The 9,087-nt window shown below is 43.2% G+C and carries 7 protein-coding genes; 3 read left to right on the top strand and 4 right to left on the bottom strand.

The genetic code is table 11. The annotated features are described in order from the left end of the window. Window positions 1-155: 155 nt before the first annotated feature. Complete coding sequence (locus tag HFA01_RS15200) at window positions 156-1,508, bottom strand: YjiH family protein (protein WP_146817784.1); 1,353 nt, start codon at window positions 1,506-1,508, stop codon at window positions 156-158. 196 nt (window positions 1,509-1,704) lie between these two features. Here HFA01_RS15200 and HFA01_RS15195 point away from each other — a divergent pair, with 196 nt between their 5' ends. Further along, window positions 1,705-2,673 (top strand): YbgA family protein, encoded by a 969-nt coding sequence (locus tag HFA01_RS15195; protein WP_146817782.1) that lies wholly within the window; start codon window positions 1,705-1,707, stop codon window positions 2,671-2,673. A 1-nt stretch (window position 2,674) separates the two neighbouring features. Here the strand turns inward: HFA01_RS15195 and HFA01_RS15190 are convergent, their stop codons facing one another. The 3 genes from HFA01_RS15190 to HFA01_RS15180 form a co-directional block, all read right to left on the bottom strand. Next, window positions 2,675-3,541 carry a fructosamine kinase family protein gene (locus HFA01_RS15190; RefSeq protein ID WP_146817780.1) on the bottom strand — a complete coding sequence of 289 codons (867 nt, stop codon included), beginning with the start codon at window positions 3,539-3,541 and terminating at the stop codon, window positions 2,675-2,677. Window positions 3,542-3,554: 13 nt separating this feature from the next. Beyond that, on the bottom strand, window positions 3,555-4,454 hold the full coding sequence (locus tag HFA01_RS15185; RefSeq protein ID WP_146817777.1) for a GNAT family N-acetyltransferase: 900 nt from the start codon (window positions 4,452-4,454) through the stop codon (window positions 3,555-3,557). Between the two features lie 203 nt (window positions 4,455-4,657). Then, window positions 4,658-6,775, bottom strand: a complete 2,118-nt coding sequence (locus tag HFA01_RS15180; RefSeq protein WP_146817774.1) for a M6 family metallopeptidase — start codon at window positions 6,773-6,775, stop codon at window positions 4,658-4,660. A gap of 225 nt (window positions 6,776-7,000) precedes the next feature. Here HFA01_RS15180 and HFA01_RS15175 point away from each other — a divergent pair, with 225 nt between their 5' ends. Both HFA01_RS15175 and HFA01_RS15170 read left to right on the top strand, forming a co-directional pair. Further along, a complete protein-coding gene (locus HFA01_RS15175) occupies window positions 7,001-8,665 on the top strand; it encodes an ABC1 kinase family protein (RefSeq protein ID WP_146817772.1) in 1,665 nt (554 codons plus the stop codon). Further along, entirely contained in the window at window positions 8,662-8,970 is a 309-nt protein-coding gene (locus HFA01_RS15170; RefSeq protein WP_146817770.1) for a phasin family protein, read from the top strand. Before HFA01_RS15175 ends, HFA01_RS15170 begins: the two co-directional genes overlap by 4 nt. Window positions 8,971-9,087: the final 117 nt, after the last annotated feature.

Here is a 9,087-nt window from a genome sequence, read left to right as displayed (position 1 = left end):
GCTTCCCAGCCACCCCTGACGCTCAACATCGCAACGAACCCCGAAAGGTCTCGAAACTGAGTCTTCAAGTATCCTGCCATTTACTTCAATAAGGAATGGGCTTTATGGAGTAGGATATAAAAAAGCACTTCCTCGTTGGAGGAAGTGCTTTTTCTTTAGAATAATAGATGTGCAATTAGAGTGATAATCGGCAGTGTAATAATTGTTCTTAGAAGGAAGATGATGAAAAGGTCTTTGATATTGACTGGAACTTTAGAACCAAGCAATAGTCCACCAACTTCAGACATATAGATCAATTGCGTGACAGATAGAGATGCAATGATAAAACGGGTCATTTCACTTTCGATAGAGGAGCCGATGATTGCAGGGAGGAACATATCGGCGAAACCAACAAGGATGGTTTCGGAAGCTTCCTGTGCATAAGGAACCTGCATCAGCTCAAGTAGTGGAATAAACGGCATGCCGATCCATGTGAAGAATGGAGTGAATTCGGCAATCACGAGCGCAATGGTACCCAGCGCCATAACAATTGGGGCTACTCCCATCCACATATCCAGGATGTTCTGGCTTCCTTGCTTCAGAAAGTTCCCAATTCCCCTTGCCTTGCTGCCTCGTTCTACGGCTTTTGTATAACCATAGGTAATCAAGTTGTGATGTTCTGGTACTTCTTCTTTTTGATCGCTTGGTTCTTCCGTTACATACGTATCTGCTTTTCTAGAAAGAGGTGGAATTCTCGGCATAATCAAAGCGGCGATGAAGCCTGCGATCGCTACAGTCAAGTAAAACTGACCGAACATATCGCCAAGACCGACCTCTTGTATGACTACAAGGCTGAAGGTGATGGATACGACGGAGAAGGTTGTCCCGATGACAGCCGCTTCCCGCTTCGTATAATAACCTTCTTCGTATTGTTTACTTGTAAGAAGGACACCGATGGTTCCATCTCCTAACCAGGAGGCTAAAGAATCGATGGAAGAACGTCCCGGCAATTTGAAAAGGGGACGCATGATTTTTGTTAAGATGACCCCGAACAGTTCTAGTAGTCCGTAGTTCAAAAGCAGTGGTAAAAACAGTCCTGCAAATAGAAAAACGGCAAAGAGAACATGCAGTAGGGAATCAAGAAGCAAGCCACCTGTGTTTGGACTTGTAATCGCTTCAGGTCCGATTTGGAAGTAAACCATGATGGCAAAAATCATACCTAAAAGGCGAGTAACCATCCATACCGGTGGAACATTAAATAGAGATTGGAAAAATGGTGAACGACTCAGAGTTTCTTTGCCAGCTGCTTTTGCGATCACCGTTCCAATGGCTGTAATGGTAATAATGATGGTCATGATCAAGGATAAATAATCGGCAAGCCATGTTTCCACCCAACCTGCAAGAATAGCGATTGGAATGGTTACGGCCCCGTCATCCCCGAAGATCGGAAACATAAATAGGAAAATTCCGATCAAGGATGGAATTATGAACTTTAAGTGTGAAGATGCATTGAAGTCTTTCGCTCTCATCCAAAATCTCTCCTGACGTTGTCTGATTTTTTTATTTATAAATACTCGAGAATAATTATGCAACACTATTTATTCTATTACGTTTTCCGTCAAAATCCAATAGGAAATTTGTAGATGATCAGCAAATGGTGTTTATGAAAGTAGAAATTGAGGAACGTTTGCTAGTACTTGCATTTGTCAGAAAGGGGAGGAAGATATGCGGCATTTCCCTACACCGAAAGTCGTTGTCAGTCGTTGTCTTGAATTTGCAGAAGTCCGCTATAATGGGGCTGTTATTCCAGATAAAGCTGTGCAGCGTATGCAGTCTCATGTGGAATTCATACCCGTATGTCCAGAGGTTGAAATCGGGCTGGGTGTCCCACGTGAAGTCATTCGTATTGTGGATGGGGAAGAAGAACAACTCGTCCAACCAAAGACAGGGGAGAATCTTACGGATACAATGAGAGAGTTCTCTAAAGGATTTCTTGACCATCTAGACGATGTGGATGGTTTTTTATTGAAGAACCGCTCCCCCACGTGCGGCATGCATGACGTAAAAGTTTATCATAGTGAAGGGAACTCCCAAGTGGTCGGGAAGACTTCAGGTTTTTTTGCCCAGGAAATCCTTCACCGTCATGGGGGGCTGGCCATTGAAGAAGAAGGCAGATTGAAGAACTTCACTTTGAGACATCACTTTTTAACGAAGTTGTTTACTTTAGCTGACTTCCGGGAGGTAAAGAAGGAAGAAGGCATGAAAGGGCTGCAACAATTCCATGCCCGCAACAAATATCTATTCATGGCTTATCACCCAGGTACGCTAAAAAAACTGGGACAAACAGTCGCGAACCATGATCACCTTGATTATGAACATGTCATAGAAAATTATGAGCCATTGCTCCATGAGCTGTTGGAGAGACCCGCAAAGCCGAGTGCTCATGTGAATGTTTGTCAGCATATTGCAGGGTACTTTAAAAAGGAATTGTCTAAAGAGGAGAAAGAAAACTTCCAAAGCCTCTTGGAACAATACAAAGAAGAGAAAGTTCCCTTAAGTGCTGTGTTGAGTGTGTTAAATTGTTGGGTTGCCCGTTTCCAAAGTGAGTACCTTAGGCAGCAGACCTATTTTGAACCTTATCCGCTTGAGCTTGTGGAAATTTCCGATTCAGGGAAGGGGAGGGCCTATTCCTGAATCAGCCGACATAGGCTTTTAAGATTCGGTCTACCTGTGATCCATACATCTCCCCAAAGATATTGAGGTGGGCAAGTAAGTAGAAAAGCTGATAGATGGGTTTTGTATCTTGATAATCATCAGGAAGCTCGAAATACGCGTTATACTGATCTAAAAAGTTGGACGGAAACCCTCCGAACAGCTCGGTGAAGGCAAGTTCAAACGCATGGTCTCCATAAAGGGTAGACGGGTCGATTAAAACAGGATCTCCCTTGCGAGAGGTCATCCAATTCCCGCCCCATAAATCACCATGAAGAAGCGAGGCTTTTGGTTTTTCTGGAATGATCGCTCCGACCAGGTCCATCAGCCTGTTCAACCTTTCTTCGCGACGTCCTGAAATCGTCCCTTTGGCCACTCCTGTTTCCAACTGTCCACCTAAACGATAACGGCGATAGTACTCTGTCCAAGTTGGGCACCACTCATTTTGTTGATTCAGTTCACCTACGAACGTCGGTTTTCCGTACCCGTACTTTTCTGAGGTATGCTGATGCATGTGAGCCAAGCTCTTTCCAAGGGAAGGGGAAACATTGGGAGAACCTTTTTCAATCCATTCCATGACAAGAGCGGCTTTTTCAGCACCGACAGGGCAATCATAATGGAAGACTTCAGGAACTCGGATCGCGCCTGTTTCTTTGATCAGACGTAATCCCTCGGCTTCCGCCTGGAAAAAATGCCCCGCCACTTTTTCGTTGATTTTAATAAAATAGGGACGATGATCCGTTTCTACATAAAAAGACTGATTGATATCTCCTCCGCTCACAGGTTTAATGGAACGTACGGTTGAGGTGTCGTTGACTTTTTCTAATGTCTCACGAATAAAAAGCTCCATGGAATCCCTCCTTTTAATGGATGGTTGTGGAAAGGGGCGGTTCTGGTTTCATTTCTTTTTGATAGGCATAAATGGTGTGAATTTCTTTAAAACCAAATTGTTTATATAAAGCTTCTGCCTGTTGATTCTCTGTTCTGACTGAGAGGGTGACAACCTCCAATTCAAGGGCGAAGAACGCATACTGCAACGCATGATGGATGAGCTCTGAACCTACACCACTGCTCCGGTGATCAGCGGCTACATTCACAAAGCAAATCTCTCCCTCATGTCTGGCGATGATGGTTTCGAAGTAAATGTATCCCATTAACTCTCCGTTCTCTTGATAGCCCCAAAGATAATTGCCCTCATCCCTGGATAGATGCAACATTTCTTTTGTCGTGTAATAAGCGGCTGAAGGGTGGATGTCATCCAAAGCTTCATAATCTTCCTGACTGAGCCTGACAATCGGCGTGTCTTTGGTCTCATTGGCTTCATAAGAAGATTTATGGACAGCTAACGTCCGTTCCACATTGTACATTTGAAACTGATGTCTCTCTGAAAAGGAAACGAGTGCTTCATTTGCAGCGAAACAGGCAACTTTCACAACATCAAAGTGTAGTTGTGCTGTTAAAGAAACTTTGTCCCATAAGCGCTCGATGACTTCTTCCTGGTCCTTAGTAGCGAAAGGCCCTAGGAGGCGACATAATTTCTGCTCGAAAAAAGGAAGGATGCCAAGGAAACCGATGATTTCTTCTCGTTCCCAGGCGACATAGGCAAGAGGTTCTTTGAACTGGGTTAATGTCCAGATCTGTTCAAATATTTCGTTCTGTTCTGAAGCCATCCAGGCCACGTAATGGTGATCTTGTTCGTTCACTTTAAACAGCCATTCGGCAACGGTATGTAACTCTTTGACTTCCAATTCACGAATATGCATCAGCAACACTCCTTTATATAGTAGATTTTCACACAGTTGGTGTAGAAGGCGCAACTGTAAGGAAGAGGTGTGAGGGGAACCGGTCGAATAAAATAGTGAATCTCTCAAATCGCTTCAGTTATCTTCAAAGGCTGAAAAGAGTCCCTCAAACATCAGTCATACCATTAAAGAAACCCCCAATCATCCGATTGGGGGGGTAGGACTTACTTATTCTTTTCAGGACCTTCTTCTTTGTAATCCACTTCATATTCAAATTCAACAGGGTTCAAGCTATCCTGTGGAGCCGCATAGTAAGTCGTCATGTACGTCTTACCAGGACGGAACACTTGTTGAAGCTCCAATGCGTCTTCTTCCGTGACATTGAAGGGGTCGACTTCTACGACTTGATATTTCCCGTTGTTTTTCTCTTTAATGAAGGTGACCCCGTAGTCGACATAATTTCCTAGTAGTTCCGCTTTAGACATGAATGGTTCTTTTGTACTGCCATCATAGTTTACACCGATTTCAGGAACTTCAATGTTATCGATGAACCATCCTGTGTCATTGTAACCCCAGTCCGTCAAGTAACGGAAAGAGATATGGACTTCTTGCCCTGCAAACTCTGAAAGATCGAAGCTCTCAGACTGATAATCCTCAAAGTGGCCTGTGAAGCCAGGGACATTTTCTTTGATCTTCGGATAACCTTGTTCGACGACATCAGAACGAGTGTTTTCATTTTCAAGAGATGTCCATGTCTGTCCGTTATCTGTGGAGACTTGAACGACACCATAATCCCAGCTCTCTTCGATGTCCACAAAGTGATCGAAGTTCAATGTCGCATTTTCAACATCTGTTAAATCCGCTTTGAAAATCAAATTGTTGTCCAACTCGTCTCCTGTGCCGGCAGAAAGAACTTCGTTATCGCTTCCTAAAGGATCCGTTACGCTTTCCCACGTGTTATCTTCAAAATCTACGCCATTAAACTTGAAGGACTCTACGTTCTTTCCAGGTTCGAAGTTGAACTCTTTAAAGTCTGTACCCCAGGCAGGGACACCCTCTTTTTCATAGTCTTTCGCTTTTTCAAAATTGACGGTTGTACCGCGTGTTTCCCCATCTCCGACAGGAAGGTTACGAAGATCGATGTTTTCAAAACCATACTTTCCGCCTTTGAATTTCGGATCGTCAACGACAAGCGCAGTAGAGAAGTCCTGGTACACTTCATTGAATGTCACGTTTAGCCCAAAGTCTTTATAAGCTTGTTCAAAGCTTTCAATACTGTTCAACTCATCTTTGGCTATATGACGAATGAATTCCTGTCCAAATCTTTCATAGTTATAAAGGGTAAACAATTGGACTAGTCCATAGTCGGCAATCGTTTCAGGACCAGTTTCCGCATTGCGATGGTCGTCCCAATTTGTTAACGAGTTTTCCGGGTGATCGAGCAGGAAGTTGATCGAACCTGAATCCAGACCATAGCCGCCTAAGTATTCAGAAAAAGTCGACATTCCCTCGTTCAACCAGGAAGTCTCATCTCCATCGTTATCAGCATGAATGAGGTGCTGTAACTCATGGATCGTCGTTCCAAAGAACGTGCTTTCTAATCGTGTATCCCAATCTCTTGAATCGATGGTGATGATGTTACGGTCCATATAATTTTCTAGTGTCTGCCAGAAGAATCCAGCGACAAAGAACGGATAAGTAGGGTCGTTATAATTGTCGTCTGTCACGTTATCGACAAGGATAATGACCTTATCTCCGTCCCCATGGTAATAACCCTCAGGAACATAGCCCAATTCTTCAAGTAGTGAATTGGATCCGTCCAATGAATCCGGAGATCCAAAGAAATCAGTGGCTACCGGATACATGTTTTTATCAAATTCTTTCGCCATTATGTCTGCTTGCTCTTGTGTGACCACATGAGCCGGACGCTCGTCCCCTTCAGGGAAGGAAAGGTCATTGGCGACCCAAACTTCCGCATGTTCTCCAACGCTTTGAAGGGTAAACTCTTTAAAAGCTAAATCCCGAGTGAGGAATTGTTTCGTTTCACCGGTGGCAGAAGTACTTGAAGCTTCTTCGTTTGATTCAGATTCGCTTCCTTCTTCCCCATTGAAGCTTACATTAGATGCATTTTCCTTAATCGTTTGTTTCGCTTCTCGCTGGAAGCTTTCGCTTTGGTCCAATCGCTGCAATTGACCATCAATATCTATTTTTTCACTATACCGCTCGACATTCCAATTTTCCTGTACTTTGCTTGCACTTACTTCAGTTAACGCAGCTGGAGAAAGCAATGACAAAGTCAAAGCGCCTGCTGAAAGTAAAGCCGTCAGTTTTTTATTTTTCAAAATATGATCCCCCTGTGAAAATTTTTGTAAAATCATCTAAATTTTATTATGTAGAATATTCTAAAAAATTAGAATAGTCATTTTGAATGGTTTTTCGGTACTCGAAATAATACTATTGAGAACAAAGTTTTAGGTACATTTCCCTCATGGATCTTCGGAATTTTCATGATTGACGAGAATAAGAGAAGGGAAGAATGAAGTACAGAAGTATGAAGGGGGAGGAACATGGGACAACGGCTGAAATACATATCCATATATCGAATTTCCATCATCGTCTGGATGGCGTTGAAATTTCTCATACAAATTTTCTGGTTTGAAAAAAGGCACCGGATTTGGGATCAGGATACAAAGCGGAAATGGGAGGAGATGCTTGCAAAGCAAGCGGAAGAATATCGTAAGAAAGCGGTCTTGTTAGGTGGTCTACTGATCAAATTCGGCCAGTTCTTAAGCTCCAGGGGAGATCTATTACCCCAGTCATTCATTAAAGAATTAGAGGGGCTCGTTGACAGAGTCGAACCGGTTCCATTTAAGTATTCGAAACAGACCATTGAAGAAGATTGGAATGCACCTCTGGATGAATACCTCTCAAACATCAATGAAGACTCAATTGCGTCAGCTTCAATCGGGGAGGTTTACAAAGCTCATTTGCAAGACGGTACCCCCGTTGCGGTTAAAGTCCAACGATACCGCGTTCGCGACACGTTCCGTATGGACTTCAAAGCATTGAAGATTGTGTTTTGGATGCTGGACAAGCTTACGATTTACGGAAAGAAGGCAGACCTGCCCGCTTTATATCGGGAAGTCGTGCGAGTGATCAGCAATGAATTGGACTTCACCATGGAGCTTGAAAACGGCAACCATTTCAAGAAGAGATTTGCAGATTTTGAAGATGTCTACATCCCTGATTATTATTCAGATCTATCAACGAAGCGTGTACTTGTCATGGAATGGATTGAAGGAACAAAAATTACGGACTTATCTTTTATTAAAAAGCATGAGATCGACCGGGAAAAAATTGCTCGGACGCTGTTCGACTTGTGTGTGGAACAGTTTCTGTATGCGGGGATGTTCCACTCCGATCCTCACCCCGGCAACTTGATGTTAAGAGAAGATGGGACAGTGGTGGTCATCGACTTCGGAATGGTCGGGGAGATCAGAAACGAAGATGCGAATTCGATCCGTAAAATGATTCAAGGTTTCATATTAGACGACTACGACAGAGTCATTGAATCACTGCAGGAAATGGATTTTTTACTGCCTGATGCGGATACAGAAAAAGTAAAGAAACTCTTGAAGCAGACGACAGACATGTACTTGGATGGGAACTTTGACAAGTTGGATGCGCATATGATGAATGATATGCTGGGCGATTTACAAGAGTTTGTGAAAGAACAGCCCATTCAGCTTCCTGCTGATTATGCCTTTTTAGGACGTGCGACTTCCATTATCGTAGGGGTTCTCACAAGCGTTTACCCTCAAATTGATTTAATTAAGTGGGGCAGACCGGTGATTAAGGAATGGATGTCAGGAGAAGCTTCGAGTTTTTCTCTCTACAAAGAAATCGCGAAAGAGACAGCGAGGCCACTTCTTTCCCTGCCGCGAGCTCTGGTGGAGTATCTCGAAGACGGCGATAAAGAAAGAGAATGGAAAAGTTATCATCAAAAAAATCATTTATTCCATCAATACTATTTATTCTATACATTCTTTTCGCTCGTCATCGCAGGAATCGGTGCTGCCGCTTTATATTACACATTCATTGTTCCTGTGCTCCCGACTGTTTGGATCGGGGGAATCCTATCAGGAGTAGGTGTACTTGGATTTCTCGTAAGTTCGTTCAATCATTTGAGGATGTTAAAACGCATCCATCACAATAGGAGGAATGAAGGATGAGTGATTTATTGAAGAAAGGATTCCATCTTGGTTTAGGCGCTGCTATCAGTGGCAAGGAACGATTTGAAAGAATGGTCAACGAAATGGTGAAGCGTGGAGAAATCAGCCCATCACAAGCAAAGACAATGGTCAACAATTGGATGAACCATTGGATTTCAAAAGGCCAAAGCAAAGATAAAGAGTGGAATGAACAAGCGAAAGCCAGATTCCAGGACCAAATGAAGGAATTAGGCTTCGTTTCAAAAGAAGAGTATGAAAAATTAGAAGCCCGTATAGAAAGGCTTGAGAATCTTCATGGAAGATAACAAATAAGTCCCCATTTCTGACGTCAGAAATGGGGGCTTTTCTTTACTGTATGGATGAAAAACATGATCGATCATACGAGTTTTGCCTCACGCGTAGTTGCGAGGGTATGACGTATA

Origin of the sequence: Halobacillus faecis, from assembly GCF_007991335.1 — a bacterium.
Classification (GTDB): domain Bacteria; phylum Bacillota; class Bacilli; order Bacillales; family Halobacillaceae; genus Halobacillus; species Halobacillus faecis.
This window is presented reverse-complemented; position numbering and strand designations above follow the sequence as displayed.

Coding starts and splice junctions, on each gene's coding strand:
- HFA01_RS15200 (WP_146817784.1), bottom strand. CDS start 1,508: ATGAGAGCGAAAGACTTCAATGCATCTTCACACTTAAAGTTCATAATT.
- HFA01_RS15195 (WP_146817782.1), top strand. CDS start 1,705: ATGCGGCATTTCCCTACACCGAAAGTCGTTGTCAGTCGTTGTCTTGAA.
- HFA01_RS15190 (WP_146817780.1), bottom strand. CDS start 3,541: ATGGAGCTTTTTATTCGTGAGACATTAGAAAAAGTCAACGACACCTCA.
- HFA01_RS15185 (WP_146817777.1), bottom strand. CDS start 4,454: ATGCATATTCGTGAATTGGAAGTCAAAGAGTTACATACCGTTGCCGAA.
- HFA01_RS15175 (WP_146817772.1), top strand. CDS start 7,001: ATGGGACAACGGCTGAAATACATATCCATATATCGAATTTCCATCATC.
- HFA01_RS15170 (WP_146817770.1), top strand. CDS start 8,662: ATGAGTGATTTATTGAAGAAAGGATTCCATCTTGGTTTAGGCGCTGCT.